The 21,615-nt window shown below is 38.8% G+C and carries 23 protein-coding genes and 2 other annotated features; of the genes, 20 read left to right on the top strand and 3 right to left on the bottom strand.

What is annotated here, in order from left to right:
* The first annotated feature begins 15 nt into the window (after positions 1–15).
* Positions 16–218 (top strand) — a binding site (T-box leader).
* 60 nt (positions 219–278) lie between these two features.
* From pheS to greA, 6 genes are all read left to right on the top strand, one after another.
* Positions 279–1,325 carry a phenylalanine--tRNA ligase subunit alpha gene (gene pheS / locus BMX26_RS04980; protein WP_075530361.1) on the top strand — a complete coding sequence of 349 codons (1,047 nt, stop codon included), beginning with the start codon at positions 279–281 and terminating at the stop codon, positions 1,323–1,325.
* Between the two features lie 5 nt (positions 1,326–1,330).
* Positions 1,331–3,745, top strand: coding sequence for a phenylalanine--tRNA ligase subunit beta (pheT, locus tag BMX26_RS04975; protein ID WP_075530360.1), 2,415 nt, complete (start codon positions 1,331–1,333; stop codon positions 3,743–3,745).
* A gap of 87 nt (positions 3,746–3,832) precedes the next feature.
* Positions 3,833–4,064: a binding site (T-box leader), on the top strand.
* Positions 4,065–4,123: 59 nt separating this feature from the next.
* Positions 4,124–5,392 carry a peptidase T gene (gene pepT, locus BMX26_RS04970; RefSeq protein WP_075530359.1) on the top strand — a complete coding sequence of 423 codons (1,269 nt, stop codon included), beginning with the start codon at positions 4,124–4,126 and terminating at the stop codon, positions 5,390–5,392.
* A gap of 251 nt (positions 5,393–5,643) precedes the next feature.
* A complete protein-coding gene (mltG, locus tag BMX26_RS04965) occupies positions 5,644–6,699 on the top strand; it encodes an endolytic transglycosylase MltG (RefSeq protein WP_075530437.1) in 1,056 nt (351 codons plus the stop codon).
* A 20-nt stretch (positions 6,700–6,719) separates the two neighbouring features.
* Positions 6,720–7,379 carry a uridine kinase gene (udk, locus tag BMX26_RS04960; RefSeq protein WP_075530358.1) on the top strand — a complete coding sequence of 220 codons (660 nt, stop codon included), beginning with the start codon at positions 6,720–6,722 and terminating at the stop codon, positions 7,377–7,379.
* A 98-nt stretch (positions 7,380–7,477) separates the two neighbouring features.
* Positions 7,478–7,948 carry a transcription elongation factor GreA gene (gene greA, locus BMX26_RS04955; protein ID WP_075530357.1) on the top strand — a complete coding sequence of 157 codons (471 nt, stop codon included), beginning with the start codon at positions 7,478–7,480 and terminating at the stop codon, positions 7,946–7,948.
* A 43-nt stretch (positions 7,949–7,991) separates the two neighbouring features.
* Here the strand turns inward: greA and BMX26_RS04950 are convergent, their stop codons facing one another.
* Positions 7,992–8,342 carry a hypothetical protein gene (locus BMX26_RS04950; protein WP_075530356.1) on the bottom strand — a complete coding sequence of 117 codons (351 nt, stop codon included), beginning with the start codon at positions 8,340–8,342 and terminating at the stop codon, positions 7,992–7,994.
* 12 nt (positions 8,343–8,354) lie between these two features.
* Positions 8,355–9,314 (bottom strand): nucleoside hydrolase, encoded by a 960-nt coding sequence (locus tag BMX26_RS04945; RefSeq protein ID WP_075530436.1) that lies wholly within the window; start codon positions 9,312–9,314, stop codon positions 8,355–8,357.
* A 126-nt stretch (positions 9,315–9,440) separates the two neighbouring features.
* On the opposite strand from BMX26_RS04945, the gene BMX26_RS04940 reads away from it, so the two are divergent.
* The 11 genes from BMX26_RS04940 to BMX26_RS04890 all read left to right on the top strand — a co-directional run bounded on the left by BMX26_RS04940 (position 9,441) and on the right by BMX26_RS04890 (position 18,721).
* Positions 9,441–9,929 (top strand): DUF3013 family protein, encoded by a 489-nt coding sequence (locus BMX26_RS04940; RefSeq protein WP_075530355.1) that lies wholly within the window; start codon positions 9,441–9,443, stop codon positions 9,927–9,929.
* Between the two features lie 12 nt (positions 9,930–9,941).
* On the top strand, positions 9,942–10,832 hold the full coding sequence (prmA, locus tag BMX26_RS04935; protein ID WP_075530354.1) for a 50S ribosomal protein L11 methyltransferase: 891 nt from the start codon (positions 9,942–9,944) through the stop codon (positions 10,830–10,832).
* A gap of 2 nt (positions 10,833–10,834) precedes the next feature.
* A complete protein-coding gene (locus tag BMX26_RS04930; RefSeq protein WP_075530353.1) occupies positions 10,835–11,575 on the top strand; it encodes an RsmE family RNA methyltransferase in 741 nt (246 codons plus the stop codon).
* 34 nt (positions 11,576–11,609) lie between these two features.
* The gene (locus BMX26_RS04925; RefSeq protein WP_075530352.1) at positions 11,610–11,936 is read left to right on the top strand and encodes a hypothetical protein; all 327 of its coding nucleotides are present in this window, start codon (positions 11,610–11,612) and stop codon (positions 11,934–11,936) included.
* 39 nt (positions 11,937–11,975) lie between these two features.
* Positions 11,976–14,192: a RelA/SpoT family protein gene (locus tag BMX26_RS04920; RefSeq protein WP_075530351.1), complete on the top strand. Its 2,217-nt coding sequence runs from the start codon at positions 11,976–11,978 to the stop codon at positions 14,190–14,192.
* A gap of 15 nt (positions 14,193–14,207) precedes the next feature.
* The gene (gene dtd, locus BMX26_RS04915) at positions 14,208–14,654 is read left to right on the top strand and encodes a D-aminoacyl-tRNA deacylase (RefSeq protein WP_075530350.1); all 447 of its coding nucleotides are present in this window, start codon (positions 14,208–14,210) and stop codon (positions 14,652–14,654) included.
* Between the two features lie 9 nt (positions 14,655–14,663).
* On the top strand, positions 14,664–15,602 hold the full coding sequence (locus tag BMX26_RS04910; protein WP_075530349.1) for an alpha/beta hydrolase: 939 nt from the start codon (positions 14,664–14,666) through the stop codon (positions 15,600–15,602).
* A gap of 2 nt (positions 15,603–15,604) precedes the next feature.
* Positions 15,605–16,240 (top strand): HAD-IA family hydrolase, encoded by a 636-nt coding sequence (locus tag BMX26_RS04905; RefSeq protein WP_075530348.1) that lies wholly within the window; start codon positions 15,605–15,607, stop codon positions 16,238–16,240.
* Position 16,241: 1 nt separating this feature from the next.
* Positions 16,242–16,769 (top strand): peptide-methionine (S)-S-oxide reductase MsrA, encoded by a 528-nt coding sequence (gene msrA, locus BMX26_RS04900; RefSeq protein ID WP_143454866.1) that lies wholly within the window; start codon positions 16,242–16,244, stop codon positions 16,767–16,769.
* Between the two features lie 2 nt (positions 16,770–16,771).
* The gene (locus tag BMX26_RS04895) at positions 16,772–17,644 is read left to right on the top strand and encodes a YitT family protein (protein WP_075530346.1); all 873 of its coding nucleotides are present in this window, start codon (positions 16,772–16,774) and stop codon (positions 17,642–17,644) included.
* A gap of 306 nt (positions 17,645–17,950) precedes the next feature.
* Complete coding sequence (locus BMX26_RS04890; RefSeq protein WP_075530345.1) at positions 17,951–18,721, top strand: hypothetical protein; 771 nt, start codon at positions 17,951–17,953, stop codon at positions 18,719–18,721.
* Between the two features lie 82 nt (positions 18,722–18,803).
* Here the strand turns inward: BMX26_RS04890 and BMX26_RS04885 are convergent, their stop codons facing one another.
* Positions 18,804–19,613, bottom strand: coding sequence for a pyruvate, water dikinase regulatory protein (locus BMX26_RS04885; RefSeq protein ID WP_075530344.1), 810 nt, complete (start codon positions 19,611–19,613; stop codon positions 18,804–18,806).
* Positions 19,614–19,831: 218 nt separating this feature from the next.
* On the opposite strand from BMX26_RS04885, the gene rpsU reads away from it, so the two are divergent.
* From rpsU to BMX26_RS04870, 3 genes are all read left to right on the top strand, one after another.
* Positions 19,832–20,017: a 30S ribosomal protein S21 gene (gene rpsU, locus BMX26_RS04880; RefSeq protein ID WP_003694124.1), complete on the top strand. Its 186-nt coding sequence runs from the start codon at positions 19,832–19,834 to the stop codon at positions 20,015–20,017.
* A gap of 22 nt (positions 20,018–20,039) precedes the next feature.
* The gene (locus BMX26_RS04875) at positions 20,040–20,483 is read left to right on the top strand and encodes a GatB/YqeY domain-containing protein (protein ID WP_075530343.1); all 444 of its coding nucleotides are present in this window, start codon (positions 20,040–20,042) and stop codon (positions 20,481–20,483) included.
* A 286-nt stretch (positions 20,484–20,769) separates the two neighbouring features.
* Positions 20,770–21,612: a PhoH family protein gene (locus BMX26_RS04870; protein WP_412771401.1), complete on the top strand. Its 843-nt coding sequence runs from the start codon at positions 20,770–20,772 to the stop codon at positions 21,610–21,612.
* Positions 21,613–21,615: the final 3 nt, after the last annotated feature.

Genomic DNA, 21,615 nt, shown 5'->3' with positions numbered 1-21,615 from the left:
TGAAAAAGATAAGATTTAAAGATATTGACGGAAACTAGTAAGTTAAAGATTCTGCCAGAGAAGAACGGTAGCTGGGAAAGTTCACTGGATTTTTGACTGAATTTCACTTCCCGAGTTGGCGCTGAAAAGCGTTCCGGTATCATGCACCGTTATGAGCATGATTGAGTGTTGTATGCAAATACAAAACAAGGGTGGTACCGCGAAGCCTCGTCCCTTTTGGGGGATGAGGCTTTTTTTTGTCAATATTTGACTAAGGTTATTTTGAAAGGAATGGAACAATGAATCTGAGAGAAAAACTAGAAGAGCTCAAAGAACGGGGATTAAAAGAAATTAATCAAGCTCAAGATCTCAAAAGTGTTAATGATATTCGTGTGACCTTATTGGGTAAAAAAGGGCCAATCACGGAAGTTTTACGCGGCATGCGTGATTTATCCGCTGAAGAACGGCCTAAGGTCGGTAGTTTTGCCAATGCTATCAAAAATGAATTAGCCAAAACAATTGCTGCAAAAGTTGATGAACTTGAAGTTGAACGAATGGCTAAGAAGTTAGAAGCTGAAACCATCGATGTGACTTTGCCTGGTGTTCCAGTAAAAGAAGGCCAACCACACGTTTTAATGCAGGTTATTGATGAAATTGAAAAATTATTTTTAGGCATGGGCTTTCAAGTTGTTGATGGTCCTGAAATCGAAGAAGATCACTATAATTTTGAAATGTTAAACTTGCCCCAAGATCACCCTGCCCGTGATATGCAAGATACTTTTTATATTAACAAACGTTTGCTGATGCGGACGCAAACGTCTCCTGTGCAAGCTCGTACAATGGAAAAACATGATTTTTCTAAAGGTCCATTAAAGATGATCTCACCAGGTAAGGTATACCGTCGTGATACTGACGATGCTACCCACTCTCACCAATTCCATCAAGTCGAAGGTTTGGTTATCGATAAAAATATCACTATGGCTGATTTAAAAGGTACTTTAGCTTTAGTTGCTAAGACTATTTTTGGGGAAAACCGTGAAATTCGCTTGCGTCCAAGTTATTTTCCATTTACCGAACCATCCGTTGAAGTTGATGTTTCCTGCTTCAAGTGCGGTGGTCAAGGCTGCAGTGTCTGCAAGCAAAGCGGCTGGATTGAAGTTTTAGGTGCTGGTATGGTGCACCCTAATGTGTTGACGATGGCAGGAATTGATCCTAAGGTTTACGGTGGCTTTGCCTTTGGCCTGGGGCCTGATCGTTTTGCCATGTTGAAATACGGGGTTGACGATATTCGGGAATTCTACTTGAACGATGTGCGCTTCTTAAGTCAATTTTCTAAGAAAGGATAGGCAAGATGAAAGTTTCAACAAAATGGTTAAATGAATATGTTAAAGTTGATGATTTAGATCCATTAGCTTTAGCAGAAAAAATTGAACGGACCGCTGTCGAAGTTGACGATACTTATAAGATGCAAGACGGCTTGAAAAAAATTGTAGTAGGGCATGTTTTAGAAACAAAGGATCATCCTGATTCTGATCACTTGCATATCTGCCAAGTTGATGTTGGCGAAAGCGAACCATACCAAATTGTTTGTGGCGCTCCTAATGTGGCTGCTGGTCAAAAAGTTATTGTTGCTTTGCCTAACTCACGTATTGCTAACAATGTTAAAATTAAGAAATCTAAGATGCGCGGTGTGGTTTCACAAGGGATGATTTGCGCCTTGCAAGAAATCGGCTTTAACGATAGTATCGCACCCAACAAATATGAAGATGGCATTTATATTTTGCCGGCCGATGCTGTTCCAGGCGAACCAGTATATCCTTATTTAGGGATGGATGAAGATATCATTGATGTTGATATTACACCTAACCGTGGTGATATGCTCAGCATGCGCGGGGTAGCTCATGAAGTAGCTGCTATTTATAACCGAGAAGTTACTTTGAAACACCCGGAGATTACCGAAGATGCTAATGATTCAGTTGAAAATTATGTCAGTGTGAAAGCACCGGCAGAACTTGTTTCACCATACATGATGCGGATTATTAAGAATGTCGAAGTTAAAGCTAGTCCATTATGGCTGCAAAAGCGGTTGTGGAATGCGGGCATTCGGCCAATTAATAATGTGGTTGATGCTACCAACTATATTTTGCTTGACTATGGTCAGCCTTTGCATGCATTCGATTATGCTAAATTAGCTTCGAAGCAAGTTGTTGTACGGTTAGCTAAAGAAGGCGAAAAGCTGGTTACTTTAGATGGTGAAGAACGTACATTAAAAGCAGATGATATTGTTGTTACTAATGGTGATGTTCCGGTGGCTTTAGCCGGGACGATGGGCGGCTTGGCCACAGAAATCACTGATAAGACGACGACGGTTGCTTTGGAATCAGCGGTATTTAATGGACATAATATTAGAAAAACTTCGCGGCGCGAAAATCTTCATTCAGAAGCTTCTATGCGGTTTGAAAGAGGCATTAACCAAGCTACTGTGCAAGAAGCATTGGATGCTTGTGCCGAACTTATTGCCAGCCTTGGTGAAGGACAAATTGTGGCCGGTGTTGCACAAGCTAATGAACGGCAAATTACTGATACCAAAGTCACAATCACTTTAGCACGGATTAATAAAGTTTTAGGTACTAGCTTGAGTGCAACTGATGTGGAAGCTATTTTTAAGCGTTTAGGCTTTAAGATTTCTAATCAAGCTGATACTTTTGAAGTCAGTGTACCGGCTCGCCGCTGGGATATTGCTATCGAAGCTGATTTGATTGAAGAAGTAGCGCGCATTTACGGCTATGATAACCTGCCAACGACTTTACCAATGGGACCGACAACGCCAGGTCATTACACTTATCAGCAAAAGATGATTCGTGAAGCCCGTCATTTGCTTGAAGCAGCGGGGTTAAACCAAGCTATTTCCTATGGTTTAACAACTGAAGAAAAGGCCCGCCGTTTTGCCATGGAACCAGCCGAAGTAACTTCTTTGGCTTTCCCAATGACTAGTGATCGGACGACAGCACGGATGAACCTTATTTCTGGCTTGTTAGATGATGTAGCTTACAATTCAGCTCATAAGGTTGAAAACGTCGCCTTGTATGAACAGGGACGCGTCTTTTTGCGTGATAAAGATAATGATCGGCCAAGAGAAGTTGAACACTTGGCCGGAGCAATTACCGGTTTATTCCGTCAATCAACTTGGCATGATGATAAATTAGCGGCTGGTTTTTACTTGTTAAAAGGGGTTTTAGATTATCTCTTTAATGCGATGGCTTTGTCAGGCCGGATAGAATACAAGGCTAGTGCACAGCATGAAGCTATGCATCCAGGACGCACGGCTGATATTTATCTTGATGACGATTTTATCGGCTATGTTGGTGAAATTCATCCCAGTGTGGTTAAGGAATATAAAATTAAGCGGACTTATGTCTTTGAATTAGATTTACAAAAATTAATTGATGCGCCTAAGAAAGATGTTATTTACACGCCAATTTCCAAGTACCCAACGGTATCCCGTGATATTGCTTTGGTAGTACCAAATGAAGTAACGAATCAACAGATTGTTGATTGCATTCGTCAAAACGGTGGTGCTAATTTACAAAAGGTTGAATTGTTTGATTTGTATCAAGGTGAAAATATTGGAGCTGGCTTTAAGTCATTAGCTTATTCTTTGACTTTCAGCAATCTAAACCAAACTTTGACTGATGAAGATGTCAACCGCCCTGTTGATAAGATTGTTGCCAAATTAAAAGAAGAATTTAATGCATTGATGCGTTAAAATAAAAAGCGGATTTTTAATCCGCTTTTTTTATACCATTTGCTTGACTTTTGATTAATTGTGAGTTAACATTCTATTAAAAAAATTAAAAGAGCATTGAGAAGATAAGTAAATACTCTTAAGCCTGTACAGAGAGCGGAGTTAGCTGAGATTCGCCAGGCAAGGTATTGAAGATGGTCTTTGAGCAGATAAATTGCAAGCTAAACGAGCAATTTGCGGCAGGTACCGTTATCAAAACTAAGGTATTTTTACCTACTGAGGATAGTATTGCGAGATACTGTTAAAAAAGGGTGGTAACACGCTCAAAAGCGTCCCGAAGTAGTTTTTTAGGCTACTTAGGGGCGTTTTTTAATTAAAAATAAAAAAGCAGGTGTAAAAATGGATTTTAAAACTAAACTTCAAAATTTATTTATTGAATATGTCAAAATCAATACACGCTCGGATTATCAGTTTAAAGATAAGACACCAACGACTCCGGGCCAGGAAGTGTTAGCGCATAAAATTGTCGCCAAATTGCAGGAAATAGGACTTGATGAAGCCTATTATAACGAAAAAACGGGTTTTGTGATTGGAAAGCTGTACGCTAATACACCTGCTGTATCTGGGATAGGCTTCATTGCACATTTAGATACGGCTGACTTTAATGCTCAAGGGGTTAATCCGCAGGTTCATCCAAATTATGATGGTGAAAAACTTGTCTTAAATCAAGCCAAGAAAATTGTTTTAGACCCAAATGAATTTCCAGATTTAAAAAAATTAAAAGGCCAAACGCTGATTACAACTGATGGAACGTCTTTACTAGGAACAGATGATAAAGCGGGAATTGTGGCAGCGATTGGTGCATTAGCTTATTTAAAGCAACATCCTGAAATTAAACATGGCGAAATCGATATCGGTTTTGGGCCGGATGAAGAAATAGGCCTGGGAGGCAAAAGGTTCGATCCTAAGGATTTTAACGTGGAATTTGCTTATACTTTAGATAATGGCCAGCCAGGAGAATTGCAGTATGAAACTTTTAATGCTTCTAGTGCGCATGTCGAAATTGAAGGAACGTCAGTACATCCCGGTAATGCCTATGGTCTCTTAGTTAACGCTGGCTTAATTGCCAACCAGTTTATTTCGGCTTTGCCTAAAGATCAGGTTCCTGAAAAAACCCAGGCCAAAGAAGGTTTTATTTTGGTTAATAATGCCAGCTTTTCGGTGGGACATGCGGAAATTGATTTGATTATCCGTGATTTTGATTGGGAAAAATTTTTACAAAAAGAAGCCTTCGTTAAAGAATTAGCAGCTAAATTGAATCGAGAACAAGATCATCCCCGGATTTTAGTTACTTTACGGCGCCAATATGAAAATATTGCCAATTCCGTTATTGACCATCCATATGTAGTTAATTTAGCCTTGGATGCTTATCGCAATTTGGGTTTAACACCCAAAGTAACGCCATTTCGCGGTGGAACAGACGGTAATTTCATTACTGCCAAAGGCATTCCAACACCTAACTTATTCAATGGCGGTGGTAACTATCATGGCCAATATGAATATATTACGAGTGAGCAAATGGTTTTAACTGCGCAAACAATCGTTGAAATTACCAAAGAACATGTCAGACAAACCTTAACTACACGGGATGAGCGCCCATTAGCCTAGTGAAAATTTGTTTCAAAAGCAAGATTTATATGTGAAAAAATCTTGCTTTTATGCTCCCTTCTGATATAATTAAAGGGATAGAGTTCTGGAAGGAGCGGTTGTTGGTGGACAAAAAAGATGAAAACCAAGTTGAACCAAATGAAAATAATGAAAATGCGGTTCAAAATGAAACAGCAGATACACAAAATTCGCTAGATACAGCTCAAGATGAGACTACCCCTAAAGCGAAATTAACAACAGCAAAAAAAATCATGTCTGGCGTGTTAGCATTAATTGCTATTTTAGTTATTTTGGTTATTTCCATGGGGTACCATTACTTTGAAACAGCCAAACAGCCATTACACCCTAATTCCAATAAGGTTATTGAAGTTAAAATTCCTATTGGCAGTACCAATAAACAAATTGGTGCTATTTTAGAAAAAAAGCAGGTTATCAAGAGCGGCATTGTTTTTGATTATTATGTCAAAACCGAAAAGAAGAGCGGCTTTAAGGCCGGTTATTACGCTTTGAAGCCTTCGATGAGCTTGGCACAAATTGCTAAAGCCTTGCAAAAGGGCGGCTCAAGCTACCCACTTAGTTCAGGCAAGGTACTGATTCGCGAAGGGGTAACAATTGATCAAATCGGCGATGTTATTGCCAAAAATACCAAATTCAAAAAGAAAGACTTTTTGAAGCTCGTTAATGATCAAGATTTTATTAATAGCTTAGTTAAGAAGTATCCACAACTGCTTTCTTCAGCAGTTAATGCTAAAAATGTGCGTTATAAATTAGAAGGTTATTTGTATCCGGCAACTTATACGGTACAGCAAAAAACAACCTTGAAGCAGCTGGTGACACAAATGGCTGCTAAAACTGATCAGATGCTTTCACCATACTATAAGCAAATTGCGCAAAATAAGATGACCGTGCATAAGGTGTTAACCTTAGCTTCACTGGTTGAACGTGAAGGCGTAACCGCTGCTGACCGTTATAAGATTGCAGGGGTTTTTGAAAATCGACTCGAAAAAAATATGATGATTCAATCTGATATTTCAGTTTTGTATGCTTTAGGCAAACATAAGACTAATGTCATATATAAAGACTTAAAGGTTGATTCGCCCTATAATCTCTACAAAAATTATGGAGTTGGGCCGGGACCATTCAACAGTCCAAGTATCCAATCAGTTAAAGCTGTATTGAATCCGGTTGATAAAGATAAAGGGTATCTTTACTTTATTGCTAATATGAAGACGGGTAAGGTTTATTTCAGCAAGACTTACGCTGAACACCTTGCACTTACAAAAAAACTTTCACAAGATAACAATTAACATTAAGGAGAAAACTTATCATGTCAGATAGTCAAAAGCAAAAACGTCCTGTAATTATTGGTGTTACTGGTGGATCCGGTAGTGGTAAAACCTCAGTATCTCGGGCAATTTTTGATTCGCTTAATGGACATTCCATTTTGATGATTCAAGAAGATTCTTACTACAAGGATCAAACAGGAATACCGTTTGAAGAAAGGGTTAAGGTCAATTATGATCACCCTAATGCTTTTGATACTGATTTGCTAATCGAACAATTGAATGATTTATTGGCTTGGAAATCAATTGATATCCCTGTTTATGATTATGTACAGCATAACCGCAGTAAAGAAGTTGTTCATGCCGACCCTAAAGAAGTCATCATTGTAGAAGGTATTTTAGTTTTGAATGATCCACGTTTGCGTGATTTGATGGATATCAAAATTTTCGTTGATACTGATGATGATATTAGAATTATTCGCCGTATCAGCCGGGATTTGGAAGAACGCGGCCGTTCTTTGCAATCTGTTATCAGCCAATATCTGGATACGGTTAAACCGATGTATCACCAATTTATTGAACCAACGAAACGCTATGCTGATATTATCGTGCCTGAAGGCGGTCAAAACCAAGTTGCTATCGATATCTTGGTCGCTAAGGTTAGAGATATTTTGAATCGGCATAGTGATGAAGAGAAGGCCTAATAAAAAGAGACCGGTTAAATTTTCAAGTCTGATTCTGAAATTTTATTGGACTTGTGCTATAATTAAGCTTGCTAAACTAAAGAAATCAGAGGTGCATTATGGCTGAAAAAACATTTCAAATGACCTTAGAAGGTAAAGAAAAACTCGAAAAAGAACTTGAAGAATTAAAGACCACTAAACGGGCTGCAATTATTGAACGGATTAAGATTGCCCGTTCCTTTGGTGATTTATCTGAAAACTCCGAATATGAAGCTGCTAAAGATGAACAATCAATGAATGAAGGCCGCATTAAAGAAGTCACTAATATGCTTAACCATGCGGAAATCATTGACAATGGTGCCGTAGCTGAAGGTGAAGTTGCTATTGGTCGGACGGTTACTTTCCAAGAAGAAGACGATGAACCAGAAACTTACCAAATTGTCGGTGCTGCTGAAGCTGATCCTTTTAATGGTAAGATTTCTAATGAATCACCGATTGCTAAAGGCTTAGAAGGACATAGCGTGGGAGAAACCGTTGTGGTTGAAACACCGGGCGGCGAAATGAATGTTAAGATTATTGCAGTTGATTAAGTAAGCATAAAAAAAGACCATCTCTTCAAGAGATGGTCTTTTTTTAAACTTTTAAAATAAATTTGTAAGCTGTTAAAAATAAAATGATGCTTAAAATTATTAAAAAGATATCAGCATAAGGATTAGCAATTCTTTTAAAGAAGTTTCTGAGGCTAAGTCCAAATAAGAAAACAGCTGTCAAAATACTCAACAAAAAAACTAATTTTAAGGGTGCCCAGATTGCCAAAAGATAAAGCGCAATCAAGAGCAGGTAATTTCTAATATTTAAATACCATAAACGTCTGCCGAAAAAAGCCTGCTGGTAAGAAAATTTACGGTTCTGAGGTTGCCTAATCAGATTTAACAAGGCTAATAAAAGCCAAGCTATATAAAGCGTCAGACCAAAAAAGACCATGAGCTTGCTCCTTTAATGCTTAGCAAAAAGGTCCGTCAAATAACGCATGAAGGTTGAAACAAAACGATCAACATCAACATTTACAGCTGCCTGAGTTTGACGTGCTTCATCATTGATTCTTGTTTCATCGCCAATTGTGCGACCTCTAAAGGCACCTTCAGTATCAACTTTCATGTTTAAATAAATTGTTTGAACAAGGCTAGGGTCAACAGCACAGGCTACAGCTAAAGGATCATGCAAAGCGCAACCGCCTAAGTGGGGACTGGTTACCTTATAAGCATCAATATAGTAGTCGGTTAAGTCAGCATATTTTTGACCAGAAAGAGTGTTTAAATCGCGCCATTTCTTGGTGTCTTGCTTGGTTAATAAAGTTCTGGTAGTTACGTCTAAGCCAATCATCGTCAAAGGAAGCTTGCTTCTGAAGACTTCATCAGCGGCTTCTGGATCTTGATTAATATTGGCTTCAGTTACAGCAGTAACGTTGCCAGGCACTGTCAAAGCCCCGCCCATTAAAGTAACGTGTCCAATTAAATCAACAATTTCAGGATCTTTTTTAATGGCGGCGGCCAGGTTAGTTAAAGGACCTGTAGGCACAATCAGTAATTGCCCTTGATATTTGTGGGCTGCTTCAATAAAGAAGTCGACACCGGACATGCTTTCAACTTGGCGGTCGGCTTGCTTAAGTTCAACTTCGCCAATCCCATTTTTGCCGTGAATAAGTTGACTAACAGGCATAACTGAAAAACTATCAGTGGTAGATGAATGGGAAAGACCGCGGAAAACAGGCACTTCGGGATGACCAAGCATCTCTAAAAGATTTAAACTGTTTTGGACAGCGCCATCAACAAGCAGGTTCCCATAAGAACAAACAATCCCGATTAAATCGCATTCTGGTGCGGCTAAAGCATAGGCGATAGCTAAGGCATCATCAATACCTGTGTCGAGATCTAAGATCATTTTGTATTTTGCCAAAAAAATCACTCCAAATTGTCAAGATTACCTCTAGTGTAGCAGAAATTCAACGTTAATAGGGGATTTTTCGTGGATTTATCCAATATTTTTGGTATGATATTTCTATAGCTAGAAATGAGGGATAATATGCTTAAAGAAGATTTGCTGCATTTTTTAAATGAAAATTTGGCAGCTTTACCCTTTAATGGTGATTTGACACTTGATTGGGATAAAAAGCGGCATGCTTTTGTGTTAGAAATTACTTTTTATATTGAAAATGAAACTGGTCAAGAGCTGACCGATCTAGATGGCGTTTTATCAGCTGAAAAAGTTATTTCATTTAATGATTACATATTGCTGTATGATCAGACTAAAGGGTTAGCCGGCTACCAGCCGGATGATTTTTTAATTTGCCTGCCTTTTGACGGTAAAAAAGGCTGGACTAGGAGGCATGGCAAAGCCTTTTTCAATTATTTAAAAGAATTTTTAACACAAGGTCAAATGCAGCTGGCTGCTTTTTTGGCTGATGATAGTAAAGAAACTTTTGAATTAGAGTGGTCAGCTGAAGTATATGCTGCTAAAGTTGCCCAAACGGATAATACAGAACAAGGCAATTTGCCTTATCCGAAATTTTAAGGAGGAATTTTTTTGGAATGGACAGAATTAACCGTTGAAACAACGTTAGAAGCCAGTGATGCTGTCATTAATCTTTTGATGGAAAATGGTGCTGGAGGAGTTCAAATCGATGACAAGGCAGGAGATGATGATGTTAAAATTATTACTTATTTTCCGGCCAAAGTTGCTTTAGCTGAATTAGCCCAAGACTTGCAGCAAAAAGTACAGCTTTTACGGCAGTTTAACCTTAACCCTGGCAAAGCGAAAGTTTATTTGACTAAAGAAGATGATCAAAGCTGGGTGGATGTTTGGAAAAAATATTACCATCCAGTCAGAGTTACCCGTTATTTAACGATTGTACCTAGCTGGGAAGATTATGAACCAAAGCAGGCAGGCGAATTAATTATGCGCCTTGATCCTGGTAAAGCATTTGGGACAGGAACGCATCCGACAACTAGACTAGCTTTGGCAGCGTTAGAAACCAGCATTCGCGGCGGCGAAACCTTGATTGATGTGGGGACCGGTTCAGGTGTTTTAAGTATTGCAGCGTGCCTATTAGGTGCTAAAAAGGCATCAGCTTATGATGTTGATGATGAAGCTATTAAAGCCTGCAAAGTTAATTTAGACTTAAATCCGGCTGTTAAAAAGCAGATTGATGTTGGCGTTAATGATTTGTTAAAAGGTATCGACACTAAGGTTGACTTGATTTGTGCTAATATTTTAGCCGAAATTATTGTGCCTTTAATTCCGCAGGCTTATGCTTGTTTAAATGAAGGCGGCATTTTTATTACTTCGGGTATCATTAGAGATAAAGTTGAAGTAATCAAAGAACAGCTACAAGCTCAAGGCTTTGCTATTGATCAAATTCTGCAAATGAAAGATTGGTTTTCAATTATTGCGCATAAGGCTAAAGCAGGTGAATGAGTATGCAAAGATATTTTCTGAATGAGGATTTGAAAGCGCAAAACCCTTTGCCAAATGAGATTTACAGGCATGCAATCGTAGTGATGCGGATGAAAGTAGGCGAACGGTTTGAATTAGTGACACCAGATGAATTAGTCCATGTGGTTGAAATCAGCCAGCTGGAAAACAAAAAAGCTTTTGTCAAAGAAGTTGAAGTTTTAAAGCCTGTCGTTGAATTACCGGTTAGGGCCCATCTGTTTTGCGGTTTATCCAAAAAAGACAAGGCTGAGTGGGTCGTTCAAAAAGCTACTGAATTAGGTGCTGATACGATTACCTTTTTTAAAGGCGACTGGTCAGTAGCTAAATGGGATGAAAAAAAGCAGGTAAAAAAACTCGAACGGTTAGCTAAAATTGCCCAGGGAGCAGCGGAACAATCCCACCGGGTGCATATTCCGCAAATCAAGTTTATGGAGAATTTAAATCAACTTGACTTGCCTTTAGCGACAGTTGGTTTATGTGCTTATGAAGAAGCGGCTAAAGAAGGCGAAAAAAGCAGTATGGCAAAAGCGATGCAGCTATTAAAGAAAGATGCCAAAGAAGTGTATGCTGTTTTTGGACCCGAAGGCGGTTTGAGCCCTAAAGAAACGGATTTACTCAAGCAAAAAGGCTTTTTAATGGCAGGTTTAGGACCGCGGATTATGCGGACGGAAACAGCCCCCTTGTACTTTTTAGCAGCTCTTTCATTTGCGCTTGAATTAGAGTAAAATATTAACAAAAGTAATGAAGTGAGGTTAATTGATGAGAAATAGTGAACTTAGTCTCCCAAGAATTGGATGGTATGTAGCTGTCTCCTTGGCGTTGGCTTTTGTAGTCCCGATTTTATTTGTATATGCTGATGTGACTGATATCAATAAAATAGCCTTTATTTTATACGGTATCTATGTTGTTTATGCTGTATTCTCCGGTTTATATGCTGGTAAGAAAAATGATCGTTTTTGGGTTTTATTATTTTTTCCCATCGTTTATTTTATAGGCTATCGCTTCTTTTTTGATAGTTATGCCCAGTATTTTACACTAGCATATTTAGGTATCAGCTATGCTGCTTATGGGATAACTAAAGACTAGTATTATTAGGTTCTCATTTTTAGACTAGGAGTTGATCATATGGAAAAAGAAAATTTATGGAGTGCGCAAGATGTAATTGAAATGTGCGAAAAGTACATGAACAAAGAGCATGTTGCGATGGTACGCAAAGCGTGTGATTTTGCGACTTACGTTCACCGTGAACAATTCAGAAAGTCTGGAGAACCATACATATTACACCCCATTCAAGTAGCGGGAATTTTAGCTGATTTGAAGATGGATCCAGAGACAGTGTGTGCCGGTTTTTTGCATGATGTTGTGGAAGATACACCGGTTACCTTGGGTGATGTGGGCGAATTGTTTGGGCATGACGTTGAAGTGATCGTTGATGGTGTGACTAAATTAAGCAAGATTCGCTACAAGTCGCATCAAGAGCAGTTGGCTGAAAATCATCGGAAACTTTTGCTGGCGATGTCCCAAGATTTGCGGGTTATTATCGTTAAATTGGCTGACCGTTTGCACAATATGCGAACTTTAGGCCATTTGCGTCCTGATAAGCAAAGGCGGATTGCCAATGAAACTTTGGAAATTTACGCTCCTTTGGCTGATCGGTTAGGTATTAGTACGATTAAATGGGAATTGGAAGATATTTCCTTGCGCTACCTTAATCCTCAGCAATATTACCGTATTGTTCATTTGATGAACTCTAAGCGTGAAGAAAGAGTGCAATACATTAATGAAGCAATCGTTGAAATTAAAGATGCTATTGCTGATTTACATTTAGATTGCGATATTTACGGCCGGCCTAAACATATTTATTCGATTTATCATAAGATGAAGGATTTGCATAAGCAATTTAGCCAGATTTATGATTTGTTAGCCGTCCGGGTGATTGTTAAGTCCATTAAAGATTGCTATGCCGTGTTAGGTGCTATCCATACTAAATGGAAGCCGATGCCGGGACGGTTTAAAGATTACATCGCGATGCCTAAGGCCAATATGTATCAATCACTGCATACGACCGTTATCGGCCCGCAAGGCAAGCCCTTAGAGGTTCAAATTAGAACCGAAGAAATGCACCGAGTGGCTGAATATGGTATTGCTGCTCACTGGGCTTATAAAGAAGGCAAGACCGACGGAGTTAAGATGACAACGACGGGGGATAAGCTTAACTTATTTAAGGAAATCATTGAATTTCAAAATGAATCAAATGATGCTAATGAATTTATGGAAAGTGTCAAAGGCGATTTATTCAGTGACCGGGTTTATGTCTTTACACCTAAAGGCGATGTTTTTGAATTGCCTAAAGGCTCCGGCCCATTAGATATGGCTTATTCAATTCATACTGAAGTTGGTAATCATACCACAGGTGCCAAAGTTAATGGCAAGATTGTTCCGTTGGATTATCAGGTCAAAAATGGCGATATTGTGGATATTTTAACCTCGCAAAATTCCGCTGGACCTAGCCGTGATTGGCTCGATTTAGTGCATACTAATAAAGCAAAAAATAAAATCAAACGCTTCTTTAAACAACAAGATCGTATTCAAAATATTGATCGTGGTCGTGATATTTTAGATCAAAAGCTGATTGAAAGTGGTTTTGCACCGCATGAAATTATGAACAATAAGAAAAATATCGAGCGGGTCTTAACTAAGAAGCATTTGGGCTCTTTGGATGATTTGTATGCAGCTTTAGGCTTTGGTGAAATGGCAACTGAAGGCGTTATTAATATTTTGACTGAAGATATTCGGGCTCAAAAAGAAAAAGAACGCAAAGAAGCTCAAGAAAAAGCCTTGCTAGAAGATCATCAAGAAATTAGCAAGAAACCGGCTAAGAGTACTAATGAAGAAGGCGTGGTCATTCAGGGAATTGATAACTTGCTGGTAAGGTTGAGTCATTGTTGCAACCCGATTCCCGGTGATGATATTGTCGGCTACATTACAAAAGGCCGCGGCGTTTCGGTTCATCGCAAAGATTGTCCTAATGTCAAAGTTTCTGAAACTCAAGGCCAACGATTAGTTGATGTTAGCTGGGCTGGTATTCCTGATGTGCATACTTTGTATAATACTGACCTTGAAATTGAAGGCTATAATCGTTCCGGCCTTTTAAATGATGTTTTGCAAGCTATCAATGGAGCTACTAAGGATTTGAGTTCTGTTAATGGCCGGGTTGACCACAATAAGATAGCTACGATTGCGGTAACAGTCGGTATTAGAGATAAAATCCACTTGCAAAGAGTGATTGATAATATCAAGCGGGTACCGGATGTGTATGTTGTTAAACGAATTATCCATTAAAAAGGAGCGTTTTAAGTGAGAGTAGTCTTGCAAAGAGCTAAAAAGGCGAGTGTGAGTATTGCAGATAAAGTCGTAGGGCAAATTGATGCTGGCTTAGTACTGTTAGTAGGTTTTGAGGACGGTGACGGTGAAGCTGAGATCGATTATGTGGTCCGCAAAGTTATTAATTGCCGCATTTTTGCTGATGAACAGGGAAAAATGAATTTGAGTCTGCAAGATATTGGCGGAGCGATTTTGTCAATCTCACAATTTACCTTATATGCGCAAACGAGAAAAGGCAATCGGCCTAGTTTTACTGCAGCACAAGCACCACAAGCGGCTGCACAAAATTATGCATTATTTAACCAAAAATTATGTCAACAAGGTATTAAAGTAGAGACAGGGCAGTTTGGGGCTGATATGCAAGTTTCTTTGATTAATGACGGCCCTGTAACGATTATTTTTGATACTGATCATAAGTAGGGGGATTATATGGGGCTTATTTCGTTAGAAAAGGCGGCGCTGGATTTATGTCAGCAAAGCGAGAAATTTATTCCGACCACGATTGGGTTGAAGGCTTGGCGTGAGCGCCTTAATTTACTGCAAAAAATGCCAGTCTATCAGCATGAAGTTACGATAATGACGGAAAAAATTTTGGATGAAGATCAAAAAAAATTAACTTTGCAGTTATTCTTTCCCACAAACTATCAGCAAAAAGATAAGTTAAGTGTAGTATATTTTGTACACGGGGGACAATTTATTTCAGGTGATGCTTTTTGCTACCATAAGTTATTAGCAGAGCTAGCAAATCGTGGCCAGGTCTGTGTTGTTTTTCCCGAGTATTGCCTAGCTCCTGAAAGTAAAGCACCTGCCCAGTTAAAGCAAATCAAAGCTGGTTTTGAAGCTTTGTCTTGGCTCAAAGATAAATATTCGTTAGACTTAAAACGGGTTATCTGTGCCGGCGATGACGTTGGTGGAGGCTTAGCTTTGAGTTTGGCATACATTGCCACAGCACCTAAAATTTATAAGCTTTTACTTTTATATCCTGTTGTAAGTGCGTATTTTGACAATTCATCTTATTATGAATTTGCCGGTGGCTACCGTATTTCACGCGAACAGATGAAATGGGCTTGGCAACAGTATTTAGGAACGGATAAGGCAAAAGATGCGCTTTATCAACCGCTTTTGCTTAGCAAAAAACAGTTGGCTTTAATGCCGGAAACCTTAATTATTACGGCCGAAGCTGATGTTACACGAAGTGAAGGTGAAGCGATGGGGCGAAAGATGCGCGATGCCGGCGTAAATGTGGTTGAAGTTGGGATACAAGGGATTATTCATGATTTTATGATGCTCAATATGCTCGATAAAACCAACGCTTGTCGTTTAGCTATGAATCTGGCAGTGGATTGGATTATAAAACGAAAGGATTAGACATGTATCAAGATTATTTTTGGGATTTTGACGGAACTTTATATGATACTTATGCGGGGATGGTCAAAGCCTTTTGCCAAGCTTTTTCAAAGCAAAAAGTAACCCTTGACCCAAAAGAAATTTACTACTTGATGCGGGTTGAATCCGTCCGCTATTGTTTTAGTAAATATCTCAAGTTGTATCCGCAAGTAAAAGAAAAGCAGGTCAAACAAGACTATCGTCAAATTGAAAGTGAATTAAGAGAGGACGCAAAACCTTTTGAGGGTGCTAGCGCAGTTTTAAAAAAGATTGCCTTTTTAAAGGGACGCAATTTTTTGTTAACCCACCGCAATCGCAGTGCCTTGCAATTACTAGAAAAAGAAGATTTGACGCCATATTTTACAGCTTTTGTTACAGCAGATGATGCTTTTAAGCGAAAACCGGCACCTGATTCGTTAAATTTTTTAATTGAAAAATATCACGTTGATCGTTCAAAAGCGGTTATGGTTGGTGACCGAACCTTGGATATTGAAGCAGGTCACAATGCAAAAATCAGTGGAATTTTATTTGATCCTGATTGTTTAATTGCGGCTGATGTTTGTCAACCGGAACGGGTTGTGCGCAGACTAAGTGAAATTATAGATGAGGCAGATGATTAAAATGACACAACAAACAGCTATTTTTGCCGGCGGATGCTTTTGGTGTATGACCAAACCTTTTGATGAAATGCCGGGTATTATTTCCGTTCGTTCGGGCTATACGGGCGGTTTTGTGGCTAATCCAACCTATGAAGAAGTGAAAAAGGAGACAACCGGTCATACTGAAGCAGTTAAGATTACCTTTGATCCGCAAATTATCTCATATGATGAATTGTTAACTATTTATTGGCATCAAACAGATCCAACCGATGCGATGGGCCAGTTTCAAGATCGTGGCTCTAACTATCGACCTGTGATTTTTGTAGCTGACGCAGAACAAAGGCAAAAAGCTGAAGCTTCTAAAGCACATTTAGCGCAAAGCGGGCAATTTAAAAAGCCGATTGTTACGCAAATTGAAGCAGCTGGACCCTTTTATGAGGCTGAAGCAGAGCACCAGGATTTTTATAAAAAAAACCCGCAGCGTCTGTTATTTGAAGAAAAGCAGGGTCGTAGCCAATTTATTGAAGCACATTGGGGTGAAAAGAACTAGCCATGGATGAACTGCAAGAAAAAATCAGACAGCATACAATGATTACGAAGGCTACTACAGCTTTTTTGTATGGAATTTTAGTCTCAATTGCAATGAACTTTTTTTGGGATCCTGGACATATCTATTCTTCGGGGATTACAGGTTTGGCACAGCTGATTTCCACTTTAAGCCAACATTGGCCTTACCAGCTATCGACAGCGGTGATGTTATTTGTTTTGAACATTCCTTTGTTTATCTTAGCTTGGTTTCAAATTGGGCACCGTTTTACTTTTTTCACTATTTTAGCGGTTTTTTGCTCATCATTGATGATTAAAGCCATTAATCCTGTACCTTTAACCAAAGATCCGATTATTTGTGCGATTTTTGGCGCTGTAATTAACGGATTTGGTACCGGAATGGCTTTAAAAAACGGTATTTCAACGGGTGGTCTGGATATATTAGGTTTGACCGTCAGAAAGCACACCGGTAAAAGTGTTGGATCAGTTAACTTGGCTTTTAACTTTTTTATCGTGTTAGCCGCTGGGGCCGTTTTTGGCTGGCCGTATGCCTTTTATTCTGCTTTAAGTATTTTTATTAATGCACGGGTTTTAGATATGGTTTATACGCGGCAACAAAAAATGCAGGTCATGATTGTAACCAATAAACCCAAAAGTGTTATTGATTGCTTGCAAAACCGCATTCGACGCGGAATTACCATTGTTCATGGGGCTGAGGGCGCTTATAAACATGATGAAAAAACGATTTTGTTTACAGTTATTTCGCGCTATGAACAGCCTGAATTAAGAAGGGCAATGGCCGAATCTGATCCACATGCTTTTGTAAGTATTGCCGAAAATGTCCATATTATGGGACGGTTTTATGAGCCGGAACCTTGATATTGATTTTATAAAATATTCATTTTTTTGAGAGGTATAAACGCTGTATTAATAGCGTTTATACCTCTTTTTGATATCTTGATAACATAATTTTTGCGATAATTATGAATTTATTTTGAGCCAAGTAGCTGCTATTGACTATTAATTTATATATATATCGCAAATAGGTCATTTTTTAAAAAGATATCGCTTATATATTTCATATTCATCTCGATATTTAATAAGGTTTGATTCACGGTTCCTTAAATAAAAATGGACATAATAAAGGTGTAGAAAAATATGTTTATCAGAGAGGGTGTTTTGGATATGAAAAAGTTATTTAATTTAAAGGATACAAAGGTCTTGGTAGCCCTCTCGCTTATGGTGGCAGTTATTGGCGGTTTTCAGGTTTACAATAGCCGTGATGTTTTAGCAGCGTTCATTGATCAGCCCGAGACAATCAACGTTAAATCAGCTAAGAGTACGAAGAATATTGAAACAATTAATAGTGATAAAAATGATTCAAGTGCAAGTAGCCAACAAGTAGCCAGCTCAAGTAGTAAGCAAAGTTCAAGTGTTACTTCAACTGCTTCACAAGTACAGAGCAGTCAGGCTAAAGCAAGTCAAACGAGCTCGAAAGCTCAAACAGTTGCCAGTTCATCATCGCAAACAACAAATACTAGCACCCAAGCCGCTAGTACTCAGGCCGCAACCGCTTCTAGTCAAGCAAGTTCAAGTCAAACAATTCCGACTAGCGGCTTTTACTTGAATGGACATACTTATCCTATCAAGAACTTCAGCGGTACTGGTTCAGTTCCGGCTGACGGTAATGTTTATGCTTGGACTAGTTTACCAAACTACTACTTGTTTGAGCGTGCTGGCTTAGCACATAGTCAACTTTCAAGTTTGACTGTTGGCAGTAAAGTTGTAATCAATGGTCAAGTGATGCATGTTACGGAAGTTTTGCATGGTGTTAAAAATGATGGCACCGGCCTTGGTTTAGTATCCAAAAAGTTAGCACAGCATTCAGCTGGTTGGCAAACATGTGAACAAGCTAGTTATAACTCGACTTTAACCATTTGGTTTGCTGATAGATAATAATAGATAGCAAAAAGACTTAGCTTTTTAAGCTAAGTCTTTTATTTTAGCCCAAAAAAGGAAGTAAACTTCCTTTTTTTAATTAGGCATTATCATTTAAACTTTCTGTGATAATCGTGGCGGTTTCTTCAATTGACTTATTGGCAACGTTGATAATCGGACAACCCAGCTTTTTGTACAAATCAAGGGCAAAATCCAATTCAGCTTGAATATTTTCAACATTTGAATATGTGGTGTCAGGATTTAAGCCATATGCAATCATACGTTCACGCCGGATATTATTCAAAATCGATGGGTCGTTTGTTAAGCCGAAAATCTTTTTTGGATCAACCTTGTAAATTTCATCAGGAATATGAGTTTTAGGTACTAGTGGCAGGTTAGCTACCTTATAGCCGTGGTTAGCCAGATAAAGCGATAACGGTGTTTTTGAGGTTCTGGAAACACCTAATAAAACAATATCGGCTTTCAAGAAACCAGACGGATCTTTGCCGTCATCATAGGTAACCGCAAATTCCAAAGCTTCAATCCGCTTGAAGTATTCTTTATCAGTATTATGATTAATACCGGCTTTGTGCAAAGGAGTTTGTCCGGTGCGTTTAGCTAAAATATTAATCAGATTGCTCATCGCATCAATGACATAAAGCCCATTTTTTTGGCAAAACTGGTTGGCAAAGTCTGATAATTTATTATCAGAGAAGGTATGCACAACGATTGCTTCTTGCCGCTTGGCCCGGTGCATAATTCCGGTTAAAATTGAAATGGTTTTAATCAAAGGATAACGTTGGACCTTAAAAGCGGCATTGGGAAATTGTACCATTGCTGCTTGGGCTAAATTGTTACCAGTTTCGCCCAGGGAGTCAGAAATAATAAAAACATTAATTTCATCTGCCATAAAAAAAACCTCCTAATATAAAAACGCTTTCTTTTCTTATATTATACACCTTTTGCAAGCAATATTCATTATTTTAAATAGCATTTTGTGCAAATAAATAAAAGTTGCTAAAAATCATTGACTCACTATTCTCATTTATGTATAATGGAAAAGAACTGTTGAGTTACGATTATGACAATAAGACGGTTACATTTAAGCTCGGAGGGAGGGAAACAACCATGTCAAAGACAGTCGTTCGCAAAAACGAATCTCTTGATGACGCTCTTCGTCGCTTCAAACGTTCCGTTTCAAAAACAGGTACTTTGCAAGAATATCGGAAACGTGAATTTTACGAGAAGCCAAGTGTAAAACGTAAGAAAAAGTCCGAAGCAGCAAGAAAGCGCAAGAACAAGCGCCGTTTCTAGTTTCTAGAGGAGGCAGGTTGTAATGAGTTTATTAAATTCATTGCAAAAAGATATGGTCGCTGCAATGAAAGCTAAGGACAAAGCTCGTTTGAGTACGGTTCGGATGCTTAAGGCGGCGGTCCAAAATGAGCAGATCAGCCTTGGACATGATTTGTCTGCTGATGAAGAAATCAGCGTTTTATCTCGTGAATTGAAGCAGCGGAAAGATTCCTTAGCAGAATTTAAAGCTGCTGGACGTGATGAAGCTGTCCAAAAGCTTGAAGCTGAGATTGCTGTTGTTGAGACTTATATGCCACAACAACTTAGTGCAGATGAAGTAAAGGCCGTAGTTGAAGAAACGATTAAAGCGGTTGGAGCAACATCGAAAACGGATTTTGGCAAAGTAATGGGTGCTGTCATGCCTAAACTTAAAGGTAAAGCTGATGGCAAGCTGGTTAATGCTACGGTTAAAGAAATGCTTATGTAAGTATTTTTTAGTCAGGGTTTGTCCCTGGCTTTTTTTATTTGCTAAAAGACTTCGGGCTAAGTATAATACATAATAGATGGCCGTGTATGCATATACTGCAGGCGACCTGATTAAGCTGCTTAGCAGTTAAAGGAGTTGCATTTTTTTGACAGAAGAAGCTGTAGTTGAATTTGTCCTGACTGACCCTAAATATGCGGTTTTATTGTTTGGTGTTAATGATGCTTATTTGAAATTACTTGAAGAAGGTTTGAATATTGAACTTACGTCCTTAGGTAATCGCGTTAAGATTAAGGGAAAACCTGCTTTAGCTAACAATGCAAAAGCCATTTTAACCCAGCTTTTGCGTTTGCTTGAAAAGGGTATTCAAATTAGTAATGCCGATGTGGTTTCAGCCATGACAATGGCGCAAAAGGGCACATTGGAATATTTTTTAGACCTTTATAGCGAAGTTCTGTTAAAAAATCGTAAAGGACAAAGCATCAGGGTTAAAAATTATAGTCAGCGTCAATATGTTCAAGCTGTTAAGCACAATGATTTAGTTTTTGGGATTGGACCAGCAGGGACAGGAAAGACATACTTGGCGGTTGTAATGGCTGTGGCAGCTTTGAAAAAACATGAAGTGGAACGTTTAGTTTTAACCCGTCCAGCTGTCGAAGCAGGCGAATCATTGGGCTTTTTACCAGGTGATTTAAAAGAAAAAGTTGATCCTTATTTGCGGCCTGTCTATGATGCTTTATATTCGATTTTAGGTGCTGACCATACTGAACGGTTGATTGAACGCGGAGTGATTGAAATTGCACCTTTAGCATATATGCGGGGGCGGACTTTAGAGAATGCTTTTGTAATTTTAGATGAAGCACAAAATACAACACGAGCGCAAATGAAGATGTTTTTGACCAGACTAGGATTTGGTTCCAAAATGATTGTTAATGGCGATAAAACGCAGATTGATTTACCGCATGGTCATAGCCAATCAGGTTTGGTTGATGCTGAACATATTTTGCAAAATTTGCCGCATATTGGTTTTGTACATTTTAATGCTGAAGATGTGGTTAGACATCCAGTTGTATCTGAAATTATCAAAGCTTACGAAAAAGATGAACCCAGAGTTAAAGAAATTGAGGAATAAATA

Source organism: Ligilactobacillus sp. WC1T17 (genome assembly GCA_900110005.1).
In the GTDB taxonomy this organism is placed as follows: domain Bacteria; phylum Bacillota; class Bacilli; order Lactobacillales; family Lactobacillaceae; genus Ligilactobacillus; species Ligilactobacillus ruminis_A.
Note: the sequence above shows the minus strand (reverse complement) of the source record. Positions and strands in the feature narration are given on the sequence as shown.